Source organism: Lentibacillus cibarius (genome assembly GCF_005887555.1).
GTDB lineage: Bacteria > Bacillota > Bacilli > Bacillales > Amphibacillaceae > Lentibacillus > Lentibacillus cibarius.
Window position 1 is genome coordinate 3,366,891 of the sequence record NZ_VCIA01000001.1, and the last position, 21,563, is coordinate 3,388,453.

The 21,563-nt window shown below is 43.4% G+C and carries 19 protein-coding genes and 1 pseudogene; 18 read left to right on the top strand and 2 right to left on the bottom strand.

Annotated features, from left to right (window positions below):
- Positions 1-342: 342 nt before the first annotated feature.
- The 13 genes and pseudogenes from remA to spoVM all read left to right on the top strand — a co-directional run bounded on the left by remA (position 343) and on the right by spoVM (position 13,275).
- Positions 343-609, top strand: a complete 267-nt coding sequence (gene remA / locus FFL34_RS16525) for an extracellular matrix/biofilm regulator RemA (protein ID WP_138604416.1) — start codon at positions 343-345, stop codon at positions 607-609.
- 11 nt (positions 610-620) lie between these two features.
- Entirely contained in the window at positions 621-1,235 is a 615-nt protein-coding gene (gene gmk, locus FFL34_RS16530; RefSeq protein WP_138604417.1) for a guanylate kinase, read from the top strand.
- Between the two features lie 2 nt (positions 1,236-1,237).
- Complete coding sequence (rpoZ, locus tag FFL34_RS16535; RefSeq protein WP_171046420.1) at positions 1,238-1,441, top strand: DNA-directed RNA polymerase subunit omega; 204 nt, start codon at positions 1,238-1,240, stop codon at positions 1,439-1,441.
- 92 nt (positions 1,442-1,533) lie between these two features.
- Complete coding sequence (coaBC, locus tag FFL34_RS16540) at positions 1,534-2,742, top strand: bifunctional phosphopantothenoylcysteine decarboxylase/phosphopantothenate--cysteine ligase CoaBC (protein ID WP_138604418.1); 1,209 nt, start codon at positions 1,534-1,536, stop codon at positions 2,740-2,742.
- Entirely contained in the window at positions 2,739-5,150 is a 2,412-nt protein-coding gene (gene priA / locus FFL34_RS16545) for a primosomal protein N' (protein ID WP_138604419.1), read from the top strand. The genes coaBC and priA overlap by 4 nt, the downstream gene beginning before the upstream one ends.
- A 696-nt stretch (positions 5,151-5,846) precedes the next feature.
- Positions 5,847-6,785 carry a methionyl-tRNA formyltransferase gene (gene fmt / locus FFL34_RS16550; RefSeq protein WP_138604420.1) on the top strand — a complete coding sequence of 313 codons (939 nt, stop codon included), beginning with the start codon at positions 5,847-5,849 and terminating at the stop codon, positions 6,783-6,785.
- Positions 6,786-8,131: pseudogene (rsmB, locus tag FFL34_RS16555) on the top strand (16S rRNA (cytosine(967)-C(5))-methyltransferase RsmB).
- Between the two features lie 37 nt (positions 8,132-8,168).
- The gene (locus FFL34_RS16560) at positions 8,169-8,924 is read left to right on the top strand and encodes a Stp1/IreP family PP2C-type Ser/Thr phosphatase (protein ID WP_138604421.1); all 756 of its coding nucleotides are present in this window, start codon (positions 8,169-8,171) and stop codon (positions 8,922-8,924) included.
- A complete protein-coding gene (gene pknB / locus FFL34_RS16565; RefSeq protein ID WP_138604422.1) occupies positions 8,924-10,936 on the top strand; it encodes a Stk1 family PASTA domain-containing Ser/Thr kinase in 2,013 nt (670 codons plus the stop codon). The genes FFL34_RS16560 and pknB overlap by 1 nt, the downstream gene beginning before the upstream one ends.
- Entirely contained in the window at positions 10,937-11,818 is an 882-nt protein-coding gene (gene rsgA, locus FFL34_RS16570) for a ribosome small subunit-dependent GTPase A (protein WP_138604423.1), read from the top strand.
- Between the two features lie 2 nt (positions 11,819-11,820).
- A complete protein-coding gene (rpe, locus tag FFL34_RS16575) occupies positions 11,821-12,483 on the top strand; it encodes a ribulose-phosphate 3-epimerase (protein WP_138604424.1) in 663 nt (220 codons plus the stop codon).
- Between the two features lie 4 nt (positions 12,484-12,487).
- Positions 12,488-13,135 carry a thiamine diphosphokinase gene (locus tag FFL34_RS16580; protein ID WP_138604425.1) on the top strand — a complete coding sequence of 216 codons (648 nt, stop codon included), beginning with the start codon at positions 12,488-12,490 and terminating at the stop codon, positions 13,133-13,135.
- Positions 13,136-13,191: 56 nt separating this feature from the next.
- Positions 13,192-13,275 carry a stage V sporulation protein SpoVM gene (gene spoVM, locus FFL34_RS16585; protein ID WP_138604781.1) on the top strand — a complete coding sequence of 28 codons (84 nt, stop codon included), beginning with the start codon at positions 13,192-13,194 and terminating at the stop codon, positions 13,273-13,275.
- Positions 13,276-13,485: 210 nt separating this feature from the next.
- Here the strand turns inward: spoVM and rpmB are convergent, their stop codons facing one another.
- Positions 13,486-13,674: a 50S ribosomal protein L28 gene (gene rpmB, locus FFL34_RS16590; RefSeq protein ID WP_138604426.1), complete on the bottom strand. Its 189-nt coding sequence runs from the start codon at positions 13,672-13,674 to the stop codon at positions 13,486-13,488.
- A 277-nt stretch (positions 13,675-13,951) separates the two neighbouring features.
- Here rpmB and FFL34_RS16595 point away from each other — a divergent pair, with 277 nt between their 5' ends.
- Positions 13,952-14,314 (top strand): Asp23/Gls24 family envelope stress response protein, encoded by a 363-nt coding sequence (locus tag FFL34_RS16595; protein WP_138604427.1) that lies wholly within the window; start codon positions 13,952-13,954, stop codon positions 14,312-14,314.
- Between the two features lie 84 nt (positions 14,315-14,398).
- Positions 14,399-16,063, top strand: a complete 1,665-nt coding sequence (locus FFL34_RS16600; protein ID WP_138604428.1) for a DAK2 domain-containing protein — start codon at positions 14,399-14,401, stop codon at positions 16,061-16,063.
- 836 nt (positions 16,064-16,899) lie between these two features.
- Here the strand turns inward: FFL34_RS16600 and FFL34_RS16605 are convergent.
- Positions 16,900-18,183 (bottom strand): NCS2 family permease, encoded by a 1,284-nt coding sequence (locus tag FFL34_RS16605; RefSeq protein WP_234031530.1) that lies wholly within the window; start codon positions 18,181-18,183, stop codon positions 16,900-16,902.
- A 191-nt stretch (positions 18,184-18,374) separates the two neighbouring features.
- Here FFL34_RS16605 and FFL34_RS16610 point away from each other — a divergent pair, with 191 nt between their 5' ends.
- The 3 genes from FFL34_RS16610 to sdaAA all read left to right on the top strand — a co-directional run bounded on the left by FFL34_RS16610 (position 18,375) and on the right by sdaAA (position 21,553).
- Positions 18,375-19,598, top strand: a complete 1,224-nt coding sequence (locus FFL34_RS16610) for an ISL3 family transposase (protein ID WP_138603532.1) — start codon at positions 18,375-18,377, stop codon at positions 19,596-19,598.
- A 384-nt stretch (positions 19,599-19,982) separates the two neighbouring features.
- A complete protein-coding gene (gene sdaAB, locus FFL34_RS16615) occupies positions 19,983-20,645 on the top strand; it encodes an L-serine ammonia-lyase, iron-sulfur-dependent subunit beta (RefSeq protein WP_138604429.1) in 663 nt (220 codons plus the stop codon).
- A 32-nt stretch (positions 20,646-20,677) separates the two neighbouring features.
- Positions 20,678-21,553: an L-serine ammonia-lyase, iron-sulfur-dependent, subunit alpha gene (gene sdaAA / locus FFL34_RS16620; RefSeq protein WP_138604430.1), complete on the top strand. Its 876-nt coding sequence runs from the start codon at positions 20,678-20,680 to the stop codon at positions 21,551-21,553.
- The last annotated feature ends 10 nt before the right edge of the window (positions 21,554-21,563 follow it).

Genomic DNA, 21,563 nt, shown 5'->3' on the forward strand with positions numbered 1-21,563 from the left:
CACCCTTCCATTTGCGGGAGGGTTTTTATTTTTGCCGGTAAATTGCTATAATAGAAGATATTGTGTCTTTACTGGTGAGACGGTGAGGTAAATGAACATGACAGGGTTTCAAACTAGGTTTTTTCTGATATGGGTACATCGGGCGGGCAATAGTGAGATTCTGAATGCAGGCAAAAAGGCAAAGTTAAATAGGGAATGCTTGTATTTTTACACCAGTTTTCTATATAATGGATTATTATAGAGGTTGAATTATACGTGAAAGGTTGAATCACTAGAAAGTTATTCAATAGTTTTTAAATTAGGTGATTCATCCATCAGAGAGAATTTTAAGGGGGAGCCAATTTGAGTTTACGCTTAATCAATATCGGTTTTGGGAATGTCGTTTCTGCTAACCGTGTTATTTCGATTGTTTCGCCGGAATCTGCACCAATTAAACGAATTATTACCGTTGCCCGTGACAATAATAAACTAGTGGATGCCACTTATGGCCGGCGTACGCGGGCAGTTCTTGTTACGGACAGTGATCATGTCGTTCTGTCGGCCGTTCAACCTGAAACAGTCGGTCAACGTGTGATCAGTCACGAAGAAATAATAGATGAAAGTAGCTAGGAGGAACGAAGCTGATGGATGAAAACGGGATTCTGTTCGTTTTGTCGGGGCCTTCCGGGGTCGGAAAAGGGACAGTCAGAAAAAAACTTTTTGAGCGGGCGGATGATCTTGCGTACTCTATATCCATGACAACAAGAGAACGCCGTGCTGGTGAACAAGACGGTGTTGATTATTTCTACAAAACGCATGAGCAGTTCGAAAAGCTTATAGCGGATAATGAGCTTTTGGAACATGCCCGGTTTGTCAATAATTACTATGGTACACCGAGAAAATATGTGGAGGACACATTGGCAGCGGGCAAGGATATCTTTCTGGAGATTGAAGTGCAGGGAGCCATGCAGGTGAAGGAAAACTTTCCGAAAGGCGTCTTCATCTTTTTATTCCCACCAAGTCTTGAAGAATTAAAGGACCGGATCATGAGTAGAGCAACGGAGTCACCTGATGCTGTCCTAAAGAGATTGAAAGAAGCCCGTAGCGAAATTGAAATGATGGATGCGTATGATTATGTTGTCGTTAACGATGATGTCGAACGAGCGGTGACAAAAATCCAGTCGATCATTCAAAGCGAACATTGCAGGCGTGAACGTATCGCGAAACAATATAAAAAGTTATTGGAGGATGGATAATTATGATGCTGGAACCATCAATTGATGACTTGCAGGAGAAAATTAAATCAAAGTATACGCTGGCAACCATTGCTGCCAAACGGGCACGTGAACTGCAGCATACGAACAACGTACTTGTTGAAAACTCAAAATCAAATAAGTACGTTGGGCAGGCATTAGAAGAAATTTATGCAGGAAAGCTGTTTGTAAAAGAAGATAGCAAGTAAACGTAACGACCCTCGCGCTTTGCTGTTTGCGGGGGTTTAACATTTTGATAAACGGATTGATTTCTAGCTCCTGTCAACAAAGGAGGATGGCAATGATTAATAATAAACGTATTGTGTTAGGGGTTTCAGGTGGAATAGCAGCTTATAAGGCCTGTGCGTTGACGAGTAAGCTAACCCAGCAAGGTGCGGATGTGAAAGTAGTCATGACGGACAATGCGCAAAAGTTCGTATCACCGCTGACATTTCAGGCACTGTCACGAAACCCGGTCTATACGGACACATTTGATGAAAAAGATCCTGCAAAGATTGCCCATATCGATCTTGCGGACTGGGCGGATATCACCTTGCTTGCACCTGCTACAGCGAATATTATTGGAAAAGTAGCCAACGGTATTGCTGATGATATGTTATCGACTATCCTACTGGCAACACAGTCACAAGTATATATAGCACCGGCAATGAACGTACATATGTACGCACATCCTGCAGTTAAGGCCAACATGAAACAACTTACGTCCTGGGGGTATCATTTCATTGAACCGGGCGCGGGTTATCTAGCTTGCGGCTATGTAGGCAAGGGACGTTTAGAGGAACCCGAAAGCATTATTACAGCAATAGAAGAACACCAGAAGCAAAACGGACGATTAACCGGGAAAAAAGTGCTTATCTCGGCAGGACCGACCAAGGAAAAAGTGGATCCGGTCCGATTTTTCACGAACAGGTCCACGGGGAAGATGGGGTTTGCACTAGCTGAAGCAGCAAGCAGCATGGGGGCAGAGGTGACACTGGTGACGGGTCCGGTCAACCTTTCACTGTCGGATGAACGGGTGCAGCGGATTGACGTTGTCACCGCCGAAGAGATGCATGAAGCAATGCATGCCCGATTTGAAGCGCAGGATGTAGTCATCAAAGCAGCTGCAGTAGCTGATTATCGTCCGAAACAAGTTTATGAAGAAAAAATGAAAAAACACGATGGTACTTGGCAGGTGGAAATGGAGCGGACAAAGGACATACTGCAGTCACTTGCTGAGCGGAAGACGGATCAATTTTTAGTCGGATTTGCCGCTGAAACGAAAGACCCGGTTGACTATGGTATCAAAAAGCTGCAGCAGAAAGATTTGGATGCCATTGTTATTAATAATGTGGCTGCGGATGGAGCGGGTTTTGGCGGCGATACGAACATTGTCACTTATGTTAATCGGGCTCACGAGAAAAAGAACATATCAAAAGCATCCAAACAGCAAATTGCTCGCCGGATTCTTGAATTGATTTTGCAGGATATGAAGGATGAGAAAAAGTGACGATAGCAAATGTTATAGTTGATGTGCCTGCTAGTTCCATCAATCAGACTTTTGACTACAGGATACCTGAGCGATTTCAAGATGTGCTCGAGCCGGGCATGCGTGTCATCGTTCCGTTTGGCCCGAGGAGGGTGATGGGGTATGTGATGGGAAAAGCGAGTACATCCGATTACGACAAGTTGAAAGAAATTGCTGACGTGCTTGATCTGGTGCCTGTTTTAACCGATGAGCTGCTTGATTTGGGAAAATGGTTAGCTGAAAAGACGCTCAGTTTATACATAATAGCTTTTCAAGCCATGCTTCCACAAGTGCTGAAAGCCAATTATAAAAAGGAGTTGGAGCGCCTGTCCGAAGCCCCTTTGCCTGACCAGCTGGAAACATTGTTTGCCGGACGGGATTTTGTCCCGTATGAAGAACTCGAATCGGCCGGGGTTCATTATCACCAGGTGCAAAAAGCTATCCAGGATGGTGAGGTGAGCGTTCATTACCTTGTGAAATCAAAAGTCACAAAAAGGCATGTAACATACATCAAACCGTCACGTGATATTCATCTGCTTGAAGAGGCGCATCAGGACCTATCTAATCGAGCCAAAAAACAAAAAGAACTGCTTGCCCATTTTATCGAACAGCCGGAAGAAATAGCATTGAATACACTTCTTAAACATTTTGGAACAACGCGATCAACTGTTAATGCATTGGTTGAAAAACAGCTGCTGGAAATAGTCAAAAAGGAACAGTACCGGAACCCATATAACGATGCAGCATTTGAACAGACGACCGCCTTAGAACTGACCGAGCAACAGGAACAGGCGATAGAACCGATCAGACAGGACATTAGGATGGACCATCATGATGTATTTCTTATTCATGGTGTGACCGGAAGTGGTAAAACCGAAATTTATTTGCAAGCGATTCAGGATGTTATTGCTAAAGGACAAGAGGCGATTGTACTAGTACCGGAGATCTCTTTGACGCCTCAGATGGTCAGAAGATTCAAAGGCAGATTTGGGTCCAGTGTTGCTGTTATGCATAGCGCATTGTCAAATGGCGAAAAATATGATGAATGGCGTCGTATTCATCAAAAGGAAGTGCAGGTGGTCGTTGGTGCACGGTCAGCCATTTTCGCTCCTTTTGAGAATCTTGGTATTATCATTATCGATGAGGAACATGAAAACAGCTATAAACAGGAAGATCAGCCGCGTTACCATGCCCGTGATGTTGCCATCCAGCGGGGAAAAACCCACCACTGCCCGGTTGTACTTGGCAGCGCAACTCCGGCATTGGAATCCTATGCTCGTGCACAAAAAGGCGTTTATCAACTTGCTTCATTGACGAAGCGAACAAACGATAAGGCGATGCCACATGTGGAGATAGTTGATATGCGGAGTGAATTGCATGCTGGCAATCGATCCATGTTCTCCCGTGATTTAAAAGATAAACTAGAACAGTGCATCAACCGCGGAGAACAGGCAGTATTACTTCTGAATCGGCGCGGGTATTCAACGTTTGTTATGTGCCGAGAATGCGGTCACGTCAATGAATGTCCCCATTGTGATATCGCACTGACTTTTCATAAAAATAGCAATCAATTAAAATGCCATTATTGCTCTTATGAGGAACTGGTACCAACCCGTTGTCCATCGTGTAATAGCGATTTAATTCGTTTTTTTGGTACGGGCACTCAGCGCATTGAAGAGGCACTGACACAATTAATCCCACAAGCACGCGTATTAAGGATGGATGTGGACACGACAAGGCGAAAAGGTGCGCATGAGAAACTACTCAATCAATTTGCTAATAAAGAGGCAGATATATTGCTCGGGACGCAAATGATTGCCAAAGGGCTGGATTTTGAAAATGTGACACTTGTTGGTGTATTAACTGCGGACTCTATGTTGCACTTGCCCGATTTTCGATCAGCAGAAAAGACATTTCAACTCTTAACACAAGTGAGTGGTCGCGCCGGCAGACACGATCTCCCAGGTGAAGTGATTGTCCAGACGTATACACCGGAGCACTACAGTATTGAGCTGGCGAGTCAATACGATTATTTGCAGTTTTATCAGAACGAAATGCAAATGCGGAAAAAATTTCAATACCCACCGTACGTGTTCCTTGCCCTGATAACGGTATCCCACCAGAATCATGCTAAAGTAGTACAAACGACACAAAAAATTGTTAAAGGGCTGTGGAACCACGTTCAGGAAGAAGGGACCGTTATATTGGGGCCAACACCATCACCGATTACGAGAGTGAAGGATAGATACCGTTATCAATGCATGGTAAAATATAAGCGAGAACCGAATTTGCGGGCATCAATCCATCAGATTATCCAGCAGTTTAATGATCGAGTACGTAAGGATGACTTGCAAATTACCGTGGATATGCAACCATACCAATTAATTTGACGGATTAGCATGTTTTCGTTAAACATCGGAAGGGCATGATGATACTGTCGTCATTCCGGAAAGCTGTTTTATTGAACTTCATTGTTCCGACTCGCAGCCTGAAGTGAACACATAAGAATTGAAAGAAGGATGAAAGCTGGATTGGACATATGACTTTTTGGATGTATAATGCGACATCACTACTGAAGCGTTTTCTATAAGTACGACAACTTTTCGTCCACCGTCCGGGAACGCTCCGGGCGGATGCTTTCCGCGGGCAGTGCAACGAGCATTACCTCTACCGAATAAGCTGCGAGTTGCGAGGAGCGTATGCTTCACCGAAATAGCTGGAAACGCGACGAGCACCCAGCACGAGGAGGCTCATCAGCTGCCCACGGCAAAGAAGACACTGCGAAAGCGACCAGAGGAAGCTTAAGCAGATGTCGCACTTGTACCCGGAGTGGTGAAAGCGTAGTGTATTTCCGCAGCGGTGGTTTATATTTATACAAAATTACGTCGCATTATATATCTTTTGTGTCAAAAAATAACCTTTTTGAAAATAGCTTGTTGTTTATCAAAGTTGTCGGGTGCAACAGTTAGAAGTGTATCAGTTTGCCACATTAACTGTTTGGGCTTCATTTTTTGGTGCAATAGTTGAGTAGTAAGATCTTACTGATTGAAGAATTTTACTTTATAAGCGGAAAGGAGCATCGGCTAATGAAACGAATTGTTTTTATGGGTACACCTGATTTTTCTGTACCAATTCTACAGTCACTTATCGAATCCGGGCATGACATTGTTTTGACGGTTACACAGCCTGATCGCCCCAAAGGCAGGAAGAAGGTTATGACGCCGCCTCCTGTTAAAGTGGAAGCCGAGCGACATGGTTTACCAGTACTACAGCCGGAGAAAATAAAAAATGATTACGAACAAATATTGGCATACGATCCCGATATTATTATAACTGCCGCATATGGACAAATTTTGCCGCAACAATTGCTGACAAGTCCACCATTCGGCTGCATCAATGTGCACGCGTCACTTCTGCCGGAATTGCGTGGGGGAGCACCGATTCATTATGCCATTTTGCAGGGGAAAAAAGAGACAGGTATTACGATTATGTATATGGCTGAAAGTCTTGATGCCGGTGATATCATTTCACAGCGTAAAGTGTCCATAGCAGATGATGATCATGCCGGCTCGTTACATGATAAACTGTCCGAAGTTGGTGCAAATTTGTTAGTTGACACACTGCCGACTATTTTTAATGGTGAACAGTCACGAATTACACAGGATGAGCATCTGGCGACGTATGCGTATAACATTAAACGGGAACAGGAAAAAATAGACTGGCAACAACCCCATGATACTGTTTATAATCATATTAGAGGATTGCATCCGTGGCCTGGTGCTTTTACAACATATGAGGGTAATGTTATGAAAATCTGGTGGGGGGAGAAAGACGCGAATACATATGCAGGGACCCCCGGTGAGATCGTCCATGTTGACCAAACGGCATTTGTCGTTGTTTGTGGTGATCAAAAAGGTGTCCGGATTACCGAAATACAGCCGGCCGGAAAAAAACGTATGGCGGTTAGTCAATATTTGCAAGGGTCTAGGGATCGTCTTCAAACAGGAACAGTGATGGGTGATTAAATGGAATCGTTTAAAGTGAGAGAAACTATTGTTGATTTACTGCTGCGTATTGAACAGGATAGTGGTTATAGCCATTTATTAATTAATCATGAGATCACATCCCGGAAGATTCCACCCAAAGACGCAGCACTAATGACGGAAATTATCTATGGTACCGTCCAATATAAATTAACACTGGATTATTATCTCGAACCTTTCTTACATACAAAGAAAAAGATACAGCCATGGGTACGGATGCTGCTCCGGATGTCTGTTTACCAGATGCAATTTTTAGATAGAGTTCCGGACCGGGCGATTGTTCATGAAGCTGCTGAAATTGCTAAACATCGCGGGCACAAAGGAATTGCCTCGTTTGTTAATGGTGTTCTCAGAAACATGCAACGCAGAGGTGTCCCGGACATAGCTAAAATTGATAGAGATGTGAAACGGCTAGCGTTGGAAACAAGCCATCCTGAGTGGCTCGTTAAACGATGGATAAACACCTATGGCTGGCGCATTACGGGGATATGTGTCATGCCAATAGCAATCAAAAGCCGATGTCTGTTCGTGTGCAGCCACTGAAGATATCCCGTGATAAGGCAATCGAGGAGCTGGATGAACTTGGGATGAAAGCACGCCCATCCGAATTTTCGGATCAAGGAATCATAATTGATAAAGGAAACATTTTAAAAACGAGATTGTTTGAGCAAGGGTATATAACCATTCAAGATCAGAGTTCCATGCTTGTTACAGAAATGCTTAAACCAGAGCCCGATATGACAGTGCTCGATGCATGTAGTGCTCCCGGCGGCAAGGTAACGCATACAGCTGAGAAAATGGGGGATAAAGGCTATGTAGCTGCATATGATTTGCACGCTAAAAAAGCAAAGCAAATTCAGCAAAAGGCAGAACATCTGGGACTAACCATCATCCATGCCAAGCCTGGGGATGCCAGAAAGCTGCAGCAACAGCACGAACCGGAAAGCTTTGACCGTATACTGGTGGATGCCCCGTGTACAGGTTTGGGAGTCATCCGGGGCAAGCCTGATATCAAATATAATAAACAGGAAGACGACATCCATCAGTTGGCCCGGATACAGTCAGACATACTGGAACATGTAGCGCCTTTACTAAAAAAAGGCGGATTGTTAATGTATAGTACATGTACAGTCGACAAAACAGAGAATGAACAGGTGATTGAAACATTTTTGGCCAATCATTCGGTGTTTGAATTAGACAAAACATTCTTTGATGAATTACCGCCAATGATTAAGCAGTCACCAGGTGTGTCATCTGTGGGGCTGCAACTGTTTCCGCAAACATTTTCGACGGATGGGTTTTTCCTGACAAGGATGAAACGCGTGTAATCTGCTCATATTCAATGTGCTGGCGAGGGGTGAAAGAATGAAAGGTGTATTTCAAACAGACCAGGGACAAGTCAGGAGCCATAATGAAGATTCCGGCGGCATTTTTTATAACCAAACCGGGGAGCTACTTGCCATTGTCGCTGATGGTATGGGGGGGCACCAGGCCGGCGATGTAGCTAGTCAGATGGCAACTGCCTTTGTCCAGGAAAAATGGGAAAAAACAGATGCTATGCAATCACCGGAAGCAGCGGAAGATTGGCTGCAGAAAACAATAAAGGATATGAATACAGCCATACTGGACCATGCCCGTGAAAACGAGGAATGTGCCGGTATGGGAACAACAGCGGTCATTGTCATTTGTACCAATCGTTATGCAACGATTTCACATATCGGGGATAGCCGCTGCTATATATGGAATGACCATGGCTTATCACAAGTTACGGAGGATCACTCGTTAGTCAATGAATTGGTTCGAACCGGACAAATAACGAAGGATGATGCAGAACAGCATCCACGCAGAAATGTGTTGTTAAAAGCATTGGGGACAGAAGAACATGCTTATGCTGACTTACAGACTCTCGAGTGGGAAGCGGGTCATAAACTATTGCTCTGTTCCGATGGTTTGACAAATAAATTGACAGATGACGAAATGGAAGCGTTCCTGCAAAAAGATATAGAGCTGGAAACGATTGCTAATGAGCTAATCAATCTGGCCAATGAGCGTGGCGGTGAAGATAACATATCGCTTATCATATTGCAGCATGATGTGTGTATGGAAGCAGGTGGTACCTGATGCTGCAAGGTTACCTGTTGAATGAACGGTACAAGATTAAAGAGATTATTGGCGGCGGTGGCATGGCCAACGTCTATCTTGCCAGGGACATTATTTTGGAACGTGACGTGGCAATTAAAGTGTTACGACTTGATTATGCCGATGATGAGGAGTTCATTGCCCGGTTTGACCGAGAGGCACAGTCAGCAACAAGCCTTTCTCATCCGAACATTGTTAATATATATGATGTCGGAGAAGAGGATCAGTTTCTGTTTATGGTGATGGAATATGTGGACGGATTGACACTGAAGGAATATATTCAGCGTTTCGCCCCACTAGACGTTCAAGAAGCATTAGACATCATGAAGCAGATTGCTGATGCCATCGCACACGCTCATGCTAACGGGATTGTGCACCGGGATATTAAGCCACAAAACATTTTAATTAATACATATGGGCAAGTGAAAGTAACTGATTTTGGAATCGCTGTTGCATTAAGTGCTACAGCGCTCACGCAGACCAATTCCATCTTGGGGTCTGTTCATTATCTATCACCGGAACAGGCGCGCGGCGGCATGGCCACAAAAAAGTCGGACATCTATGCACTAGGGATTGTCTTTTTTGAGCTACTGACGGGCCGCTTGCCTTTTTCAGGTCAATCAGCAGTGTCCATTGCGTTAAAGCATTTGCAGCATGATACGCCATCTGTTAAACGCTTTAATCCTAACGTTCCCCAAAGTGTGGAAAATATTGTGTTGCGGGCAACCGCTAAGGATCCATTTCATCGGTATAATTCCGTCTATGAAATGGAGGAAGGGCTGGAAACAGCACTGGATCCGGATAAACGTAACGAAGCGAAGTATGAACCACCTGTGGAGGCAGGCGAAGAAACGAAAGCTATCCCGATTATTACCGATAACGAGATTAAGCAAAATGATAATGGTGACACGATTACACATACGATAGGAAAAGACACAACCCAACCCAGCGACAATAACCAGCCCGGTAGCCAATCGGAAACAAATAAAGGAAAACGGAGCCGGAAAAAAACGTGGTTCATTTCACTTGGTATTTTGTTTATGCTTCTGGCAGGAAGCATAGCAGCGTTTTTCGTCTTTCCTGGTTTATTCGGACCAAAAGATGTCGTTGTTCCTAATGTGAGAGACTTGTCGTATGAGGATGCTATTACTGACTTGCGGGAAGTCAACCTGAAGACAGATCGCGAACAAATATATTCAGAAGAAGTAGATGAAGGCTTCGTTATCCGTACTGATCCAGCTGCCGGTAACAAGGTAAAAGAGGAAGACACCATAACATTGATCGTTAGTAAAGGGGAAGAGGAAGTCACATTCAATGATTATACTGGAAAAGATTATAATCAAACAAAACGTTTGCTAGAAGGACAGGGATATAAAGTTAATGCGGAGGAGGCGAATTCAAAGGACGTTGCAGAGGGTAAAATAATTTCACATATTTATCCTTCTCCGGAAAAGGAAGTTGTACCAAGCGAAACGGAAGTCACGTTTGAGGTAAGTATTGGTCCGAAGCCAATTAACCTTGGCAATTTGAAAGGAATGACCGAAAAAGAAGCGGTTGACTCCCTAAAGGAACAAGATTTATCAGCCAACATTAAAGAAGAGAATTCCGAAACGACTCCAGAAGGAAAGGTCATTCGTCAGGAACCTGAACCCGGCACAGAATTGAGTAAGGGTGATGCCGTCGATGTTTATGTTTCGACAGGACCAGAAGCGAAGCCGCCAATAAATCATAAGGAAACATTTACGGTACATTATAATCCTGACAAAGCAGAGGAAAACGCGGATGCCCCATCGGAACAGAAGGTTAAAATTTATATAGGGGATAAAAACCGTTCCATCACAGAAGTATATAAAACGTACACCATCACCGAGGACAAGGAATTTACGATTACATTGGTAATACTGCCTAATAGTATTGCCGACTACAAGGTGATGCGTGATGATGATGTGATTATTAATAAATCTGTCAAATATGAAGATGTAAAGGGTGAATAGATGACTGAGGGCAGAATTATAAAAGCGTTAAGTGGGTATTACGATGTAAAAACTGATGAAGGTGTTTTTCGTTGCAGGGGCAGGGGTGTGTTCCGTAAAAAAAAGATCACCCCTCTTGTTGGTGACTTTGTGGAATTTGACAAAAATACACAAGGGGAAGGATATATTCTTTCCGTCAAACCGAGGGAAAATATGCTTATCCGTCCACCAATAGCAAATATTAGTCAGGCAATTATTGTCAGTTCTGCTGTAAGACCCGATTTTAACCCTTTGCTGCTGGACAGGTTTCTAGTGCTAATCGAATCTAAAAACATCCAGCCGCTTATTTTTATTACGAAAAAAGATTTGCTGCCTGAATCAGAAGTAGTTAGAATAGCCGGTTATAAATCATTATATGAGAAAATCGGATATGCAGTGGAATTTGTTTCTTTCGGAGAAGCGGATATCTTGCATCAATTGAAGAGCCATTTGGCTGAACAGGTATCTGTCATTGCCGGGCAGTCTGGTGTTGGTAAATCATCATTACTAAATGCCATTAACCCGTCTCTGCAACTTAAAACGGATGATATATCGACAAGTCTTGGCAGGGGGAAACATACGACAAGACACGTGGAGCTGGTTGAAGCCGGAGACGGGCTTGTCGCCGATACCCCCGGGTTCGGTTCACTCGATTTAAATGACATCACAGCAGAGGAACTGGGCGATTGTTTTCCGGAAATAAGCGAACGGAGACCCGCTTGCAAATTCCGCGGATGCTATCATTATAAAGAACCGAAATGTGCGGTGAAACAGGCGGTGGAGGAAGGAATAATTGCCGAACATAGGTATGAGCACTATATTCGTTTTTTAGATGAAATAAATTCACGAAAGCCGAGGTATTGAAAATGATAAAAATAGCACCATCAATTCTGTCAGCTGATTTTTCAAAGTTAGGTACGGAAATACAGGATGTTGAACAGGCCGGGGCGGACTATATTCATGTCGATGTGATGGATGGGCATTTTGTACCGAATATTACGATTGGTCCGCTTATAGCTGCTTCAATCAAACCACATACACAATTGCCACTTGATGTCCATTTGATGATTGAAAACGCTGATCACTATATTCCAGCTTTTGCTGAAGCGGGGGCTTCGATTATTACCGTCCATCAGGAGGCATCTCCGCATTTGCACCGGACAATCCAGTTGATTAAACAACAGGGCGTAAAAGCTGGAGTCGTTATTAATCCGGCGACACCTGTGGAAATGATAAGAGATATTTTGCCTGATGTGGATCTTGTTCTAATCATGACAGTCAATCCTGGATTCGGTGGTCAATCGTTTATCCCTAGTGGCATTAAAAAAATCGAACAGGTTGCTCGTTGGAGAAAAGAATATGACCTAGCCTTTGAAATTGAAGTTGATGGTGGAATTAATACGGATACTGCGAAATTATGTACAGATGCCGGTGCAGACGTACTTGTAGCGGGAAGCGCAATTTTTAAGACGCAGAACCGTCAGCAAGCAATTACTGATATCCGTCAATCGGTAAAAAAGGTAGATTAATCCCATGCGGAATGTAGCAATCATGGGAAATGGTCCAAAAGAATTGATTCCGGATCTTGAAAGTTATCAAAATAGTATAGATGTCTGGATAGGGGCGGACAGGGGCTCGTTGATTTTAATAGAAAACAGTATTAGCCCTGATTATGCGGTCGGCGACTTTGACTCTATGGACGAAGCGGATAAAGAAAAGGTCTATAAGCAGGCAAAGTCATATCAATTATATCCTTCTGAAAAAGATCAGACCGACCTGGAAATCGCACTCCAACAAGCGTACACACTGCAGCCGGATACAATTTATTTATTCGGTGTCACCGGCGGACGTCTTGATCACGCGTTAATCAATATTCAGCTGCTGCATGTAATCATGGCCCAGCATATACGGGGAGTAATCATTGATCGGCAAAACCAGCTCGAATTAATCGGTCCTGGTAATCATGAAATCCGTCATGATCATCGACATCCAAACATATCCTTTATACCGTACACCCAGCATGTGGAAGGGCTGACCCTGGAAGGTTTCTACTATCCCTTGGTGGAAGCATCCATCGCTTGGGGATCGACCCTCTGTATTTCTAATAAGCTTATTTTAAATTATGGTACTTTTTCTTTTAAAGAAGGCATACTATTAATAATAAAGAGTTGTGATGAATGATGATCTTATACGATTCTATTTAAGCTTTGTTTGTAAACAGAGGAGGCGGAGAACTCATGAAATTTTATACGATTAAACTCCCAAGATTTATCGGTGGATTTGTACGTGTTATCGCTGGCGCTTTCAAAAAAGGAAAGTGAGTAGCAGTTAGCTTTTGCCACTCTTTGGCAGAAGCTTATTTTTTACATAAAAAAGCATCCATTTTATGACGGATGCTTTTTCGTCATTGACCGGTAAAGACAAAACAGTACAGTCTTTTACACGGTCAATTGATAGCCACATCAGCTGCTACACTTTGGACGTGTTCTTCCACACTGTGAAAGAGGCTGATGAGGCAAGTTCATTTTCTATTAAACGCGCTGTACTTTGCCTGATTTCAGGGCACGCGCTGAGACGTAAACGCGTTGAGGCTTACCGTCAACCATAATGCGAACTTTTTGCACATTTGCTTTCCAATTGCGTTTACTTGCATTCATCGCGTGGGAACGATTATTCCCGCTGCGTGTTTTACGTCCGGTAACGACACATTTTCTAGACATGGCAATCCCTCCTGTTAACACTTGTGTCATAATACTTACCTACTTTATCATAAGTGGGTCGTTATTGCAATTGTCGCCAATGGAATTGCTTGGTGAAGTTTTGATAAGCAAGATTTTATTGTTCGTTACAGCAGTTTAAATCTTGACAGATAGGCGGAAATCATTCATTGTTTAGAGCACAATGGCGCAATTAATGGTTCAATTTGTGTGCTTTTAAAATGCGCATGTGTATTGTAAAATATATATAATCATGATCGCTTATTAAAGGAGGATCATAATGTCCATAGAGCTAAATACCAATGATGGTCAGGTGACGATTACGGATGAGGTGATAACGACAATTGCCGGTGGTGCAGCGGTTGAATGCTACGGGATTGTCGGTATGGCATCAAAAAGCCAGATTAGGGACGGAATTGCTGAAATTCTTAGAAAAGAGAATTTCTCAAAAGGGGTTATTGTCAGACAAGTTGACAACCGTCTTCATATTGATATGTATATTATTGTTAGTTATGGAACAAAAATATCTGAAGTTGCTCATAATGTGCAGTCTCAGGTGAAATATATGCTTAGTAAATCACTTGGTCTCGAGGTTGATTCTGTCAATATTTATATCCAGGGTGTCCGTGTGGCCAAGGATTAATCTTGTAGCACAAGGATACGGATTAGTCTAAAAGGGTGCTTGCGCCTTTGTACGTGAAGTGTTGTTGTGAGGGAGGAAAAGTTTGTGACAACAGACATGCTGAATGGTAAGATGTTTACACAAATGGTGCAATCAGGTGCGCACCATTTAAAAAACAATGCCAAAAAAATAGATGCACTGAATGTTTTCCCTGTCCCGGACGGGGATACCGGTACGAATATGAATTTGTCCATGACATCCGGCGCCGATGAAGTTAAAAAACTGAATAGTGATCATGTCGCTGATGTTGCTAGTGCTTTTGCGCAGGGACTGTTAATGGGAGCACGAGGAAATTCCGGTGTCATTTTATCCCAATTATTTCGTGGGTTTGCCAGAGGAATGAACCAAAAAGCATCCCTGTCCGCTAAAGACTTGGCCAATGCTTTTGATAGCGGTGTGGCTACAGCGTATAAAGCGGTGATGAAACCGGTGGAAGGTACGATACTGACGGTTGCAAAAGATGCGGCAGAAACAGCAGTCGTTGAATCGGAAACGGAAAGTGATGTAATCGTTTTAATGGAGAAAGTTGTCCAAGTTGCTAAAACGTCATTACAGCGCACGCCAGATTTGTTGCCTGTCTTGAAAGAAGTAGGTGTGGTTGATTCAGGCGGCCAAGGACTCGTTACAATTTATGAAGGGTTTTTAGCAGCGTTGAAAGGTGAGGAAGTTCCGCTGCAGGATGCAGAGGATATTGACATGGAAGAAATGGTCAATGCCGAACATCATAAGATTGCCCAGGATTTTATGGATACTTCTGCAATTAAGTACGGCTATTGTACGGAATTCATGGTTCGTTTTGAAACGGACAAGCTCAAAGAAAATCCGTTTGATGAAGAGCAATTCCGGAATGAATTAAGCAAACATGGCGATTCATTGCTGGTCGTATCGGACGATGACCTTGTGAAAGTGCATGTCCACGCCGAATATCCCGGAGAAGTACTGACGCTTGGTCAGTACTATGGTAGCCTGATGAATATAAAAATTGAAAATATGCGTGACCAGCATACAGCTATTGTTGGTGATCAAGAGCAAAAAGAAAAATCAACAGAAAAAGCTGAATATGCGATTGTTACAGTGGCAATGGGGTCAGGTGTTAAGGAAATGTTTGCAAGTCTCGGTGCAACGGTTGTAATCGAGGGCGGTCAGACAATGAACCCAAGTACACAGGACATTGCGGAAGCCATCGATGCATCCAACGCGGTAAATGTACTGATCTTACCAAATAACAAAAATATTGTTATGGCTGCAGAACAGGCCGCCGAAATGGCGAAAGTCAATGCGGAAGTAGTTCCGACGAAAACGATTCCTCAGGGGATTAGCGCGCTGTTGGCATTTCATCCGGACGCAGCGATAGGTGAAAACCGTGCGTCAATGGAAGGGGCCGCCAAAGAAGTTAAATCAGGACAAGTTACATATGCGGTTCGTGATACACAGATTGATACCATGACTATTAAAAAAGGTCATTTCATGGGAATAGCCGATGGTACAATTAAAGCATCTAACGAGGACAAACTGGAAACGACTCAATCACTGCTCAACGAGATGATTACCGAAGACGATGAAATATTGACCATCTTGCAAGGGGAAGACGCTAGTGATGATGATGTAAAGGTGATCGAGAAATATGTGGCGGATAATTATGAAGACGTGGAAATAGAAGTTCACAAAGGAAATCAGCCGATCTATTCATTTATTCTATCCGTAGAATAGAGACGTACAGGACGTGTTAGTGCAGGCATTGGCGGTTGTCGTCATGGTGATAGTCGACTTCCTTTGAATGCAGTTTCATCCCCGGCGTATGGTCATTAAAAAGAAAAATCCGAACTGATTCAAAAACTAACGGAAGAATGTTGAATCATCGTTCGGATTTTTTATTTACTCAACTTTCGCACCTAAAAAATAAAGCTCCAACAGTTAACTGTGGCAAACTTGAAACGCTTCTGACGGTTGCCTCCGAAAACCTTGATAAACATCAAGCTCTTTTCTAAAAGGTTATTTTTTGACACAAAAGATATATAATACGACATAATTTTGTATGAGTGTTAAACCGCCGCTGCGGAAATACACTACGCTTTCACCACTCCGGGTACAAGTGCGACATCTGCTTAAGCTTCCTCTGGTCGCTTTCGCAGTGTCTTCTTTGCCGTGGGCGGCTGATGAGCCTCCTCGTGCTGCCGCACTCCGGGGTCTCATCTAGGCCTCTGCTCCCACAGGAGTCTCCGTGTATTTCCTCCGCTGTGTTGTATATAACTTTCTATCAGTATTAAGCTAATGCGATGGTTGATTGGAGTGGAGGCCAGTCGACTCCTGCGGGAAAAGCAATGGCTGAAGATCCCACAGGAAGCGGTTTTCTTCCGAGGAAGCTGAAGCGTTGCCCGCGGAAAGCGACTGGCTGGAACGGAAATCAACCTAGCATTTATATCGCATTATATATCAAATATGATGATAAAATAACGGATCATTAATCCAAAAAAACAAATGAGTAGTAAATGTCCAACTTTCTGCATTCTTTCAAGTTTTTTATGTTGTGTTCATTTCTTTACGTGTTAAATCCCGATTATTTTCATCACAAAATGAAACAGGAACAAGGAAGAAATGACTAACAGTATTCCTGATAGATCTTTTGGTCTACCCATTGCTGTTTTAACAACCGGATACGCGATAAATCCGAATGCCATGCCATCTGCAATGCTATACGTAAATGGGATCATGGCAACAATGAGAAACGCCGGCAATGCTTCTGACATATCATCCAACGGAACATTTCGGATATTTTGTGCCATCAATACACCAACAATAATCAGTATCGGACTGATTGCCGTATTAGGTATCATGGAAATCCACGGGATAATGAATAGCGTTGTCAAGAACAATAGGCCCGCCGTTACAGCGGTTCTTCCGGTTTTGCCGTTGGAGGCAATGACTGCTGCGTTCTCGGCTGCGGAAACAGTTGGTGACGTTCCGAAAAAAGCGCTCAGTAATGCTGAAAAAGCGGTAATCTGATAAGCTTTATTGTAACTGTGTGACTTTTTTAGCATGTGTAGCTGCCCGTGCAAAAGCCCCATGTTTTCAAAAATAAGAATGATGGTCAGTGGGAAAACAGCCAGCCAAAAGTCCAAGTCACCTGCCGCGCTAAATGAGGGGGTCATCAGCATGTCGTTAACATTCACGTGCACCGAAACTTGTGTTGAATTCAGCACCCCGAATAAATAAGCAAGAACGGTTCCGGCGATCATCGTGATTAGAAAGTTTGCCGGGATATTTTTCATAAACAGAAATATCGCAATAAATAACGTGAGTAAACTAACGATAAATACTGGCGATGTGAAGTCACCAATGGAAATGATGGTTTCTCCTCCACTGACGACAAGACTGCTTTTTTCAAGACCAATCAGGATTAGAAAGAAGCCAAGCCCAACGGTGATCGCGTGTTTGAGCGATTCCGGGATGGCTGATTTCAAAATGGCGCCAAGCTTTGTAAATGCTGTTATGAGAAACAGAAAAGAAGCAATCAGTACAACTGCCAGTCCCTCCTGGAATGACAGGCCGGTCGTTTCAATGATGGAATAGGCAAACAGAGCATTAATACCCATTCCAGGAATCAAAATCAGCGGTAGTTTTGCATATAATCCCATCAGGATGGTTCCGGCAAAACTAGCAAGAATGGTTGCAATCATGCCAGTCTCTAGTGAAACGCCGGCTTCACTAAGTATGGATCCGTTGACAACAACAATATAGACGGTTGTCAGATAACCTACTAATCCAGCGGTGATTTCTGTATGCCATTTTCCAGTGTTTCTCTGCATCTGGCTGTAATCTTGTCCAGGCATGTGTGTACCTCAATATACAACAATCCCTCTCCCGCCCGATTATACAAGTATAAATGTACAATCCACGAATGAATAGTATAACTTTTTCTGGTATAATTAGCAATATAAATAAAGCGCCTCTTCGCTGATTAAAATGAAATAACTTGGCAATACTGGAAACTACCGAAACAAAAATGTAAGGTGGTTTTCATATGCTGATAGAAATTAAAGACTTAGAAAACGTGTTCCATATACCTGAGCCATGGTACATTGACAACTGTATATTTGATGAAAACAAGGAACAATTGGATGTTTATGTAAAAGTAAATAAAAGTGCTCCAATGATTTGTTCCAACTGTGATGCCGAACGTCAACGATTCTTTGATATCGCTGATTATGATCAACGGTGGAGGCATTTAAATTTTTTGGAATATCCTTGTTACATTCATGCCGAGCATCCCCGGACAGATTGTAAGAAGTGTGGAAAAAAGCACCGTGTTGATATTCCATGGGCTATTAAAACACGCGCTGGCTTTACCAAGTTGTTCGATGCATGGATCATGATGCTGGTCAAGGACATGCCTATGAGTGCTGTCAGCCGTTTAGTAAAGGAACATGATACGCGACTTTGGCGGATACTCCATCACTATGTCGATAACGCACTGGCTACTCAGGATTTATCACATGTTACCAAGATTAATACAGACGAAACTTCCTCAAAACGTGGTCATAATTATATCACCATTTTTGTGGACTCAGAAAAACGAAACGTCATCCATGTAACGAAAGGAAAGGATGCCAGTACATGGGAAAAATGCAAAGAACGTTTAGAAGCTCAAGGCGGTAACCCAGATAACGTAACAGAAGTCTGTATGGACATGTCTCCCGCCTTTATTAAAGGGGCTTCTGAGTACTTTCCGGATGCTGCCATTACGTTTGATAAATTCCATGTGATTCAAGAAGCCAACAAAGCTGTAGATGCCGTACGTCGCACGGAACGCAAGACGTGTGCGGAACTCAAAAACACCCGCTATGTCTGGCTCAAGAATGAAAAGAACCTGACAAAGAAACAAAAGGGCATGCTCGACAAATTGAAAGACAGTGAACTGGACACCGCCAAAGCGTACCGAATGCGCCTTGTTCTGCAAGAGATCTACCAATACCCTGCTCAGATCGCTCCTATGGTACTTGAGGACTGGATTCAGTGGGGGTTACGTTGTCGCCTGGAACCAATGGTAGAACTGGCCAAAACATTGCGCAGACATTACGACGGTGTTGTGCAGTGGTTCCAATCCCAGCTGAATAATGGCATTATGGAGGGTATTAACAGCTTATTCCAAGCAGCCAAACGGAAAGCCAGAGGGTATCGCTCGGATAAAAATATCGTTGCCATAGTTTACCTGCTTGCTGGTAAACTGGACTTCACACCTAAATAAAAAGAACAGGCATCAGTATGGAGCCATGTATCGCTCGCAACCGAACCCGTTCCCTTGTCCGGTATTAGCGTATCCGTTTTTTGCACGCATTATACGGGCATCAGGTGGTGATTGTGGAGCGAAGCAATTGAACTCGTTCCCTTGTCCGGTTTTCATAGGTTTTCTGGAAACTATTAGATTGAAATTTGCCTTATTTCATTGTTCTTAGCGAAGAGCCAATAAAGCCGGGCACCTGATTAGCGACGTGTAGAGGAGGTTCCTCACCAGTTGCTAGGCGTAGGTGCTCCAACGAGACTTTATTCAATAAAATCGAGTATTTTAGTTTACATCTGTTATAATTAACGAAGAAGATATAAATATACGGGGAATAGGCGGTGTTGTGTTGTGAAGTATAGTTCAGTATTTGATATTATCGGTCCGGTCATGATAGGTCCGTCAAGTTCACATACAGCAGGAGCAGCAAGAATCGGTAAAGCAGCACGAAATTTATTTGGAAAAGAACCGAAATGGGCGCGCATTCATTTGTATGAATCATTTGCCAAAACATATCGGGGGCACGGCACGGATTTTGCTCTGGCGGGTGGTTTGCTTGGATTTGAAACCGATGACCCGCGAATGAATAAGGCGCTCGAAATTGCTGAAGAACGGAATCTTGCTATTGAATTCATTGAGGATAGTGCCGGTGTCAGTCATCCGAACACAGCAAGGCTTATTATTGGTGATGACAAGGACAGAATGGAACTGGTTGGCATTTCTATTGGTGGCGGGAAAATTGAAATAACCGAGCTTAATGGGTTTGAATTGCGTCTCTCCGGGAACCATCCGGCCATTCTAATCATGCATAATGATCGTTTTGGTGCAATTGCCTCAGTTACGAAGATTTTGGCTAAATACGAAATTAATATCGGCCATATGGAAGTGAACCGCAAAGACGTCGGTAAGGAGGCGCTAATGGTCATAGAAGTTGATCAGAACGTGGATGACAGTGTGCTGAAAGAGCTGGAAGGCGCTGACCACATAGAACAAATAGCTAAAATTGTCAGTTAACTTCGACTGATCGATGGAGAGGAGTCAATGATATGTTTCGTACGGTTAGTGAACTTGTTGAAATAGCAGAACAAGAAAATATAATAATTTCAGAAGTAATGATTCGTCAGGAGATGGAAGCGAAAGAAAAAACACGGGAACAAGTTTTTGCTGAAATGGAAAATAATCTTGACGTGATGGAGAAGGCTGTTGAAGACAGTTTGCAAGGTGTAAAATCTGTTACCGGTCTTACTGGCGGTGACGCGGTCAAAGTTCAGGAATACATGAAGGAAAAAACTCCTTTATCCGGCAATATCGTCATGGACGCTGTCAGCAAGGCAATGGGGACGAATGAAGTAAATGCAGCCATGGGGACTATTTGTGCGACACCGACAGCAGGCAGTGCAGGCTGTGTCCCGGGAACATTATTTGCGGTTAAAAATCAGCTAAATCCAACCCATGAACAGATGGTGCGTTATTTGTTCACATCCGGGGCATTTGGATTTGTTGTTGCCAATAATTCCTTCATTTCAGGTGCTGCCGGTGGATGTCAGGCGGAGGTCGGCTCAGCTGGAGCTATGGCATCAGCGGCGATAGTCGAAATGGCAGGGGGAACGCCCCAGCAGTCAGCCGAAGCATTTGCAATGACACTGAAAAATATGCTCGGACTTGTTTGTGACCCTGTTGCCGGTCTTGTGGAGGTTCCCTGTGTCAAACGAAACGCTGGAGGATCAACGCTTGCCATTGTGTCGGCGGATATGGCGCTTGCCGGTGTTACAAGCACGATTCCTTGTGATGAAGTGATCGGCGCTATGTACCGAATTGGGAAACAGATGCCTTCCAGCCTTCGTGAAACAGGTGAGGGCGGACTTGCAAATACCGCAACAGGTCGGGAGTTAAAAGATAAAATATTTGGAACGTCGGTTTAGAAAGAGTGAA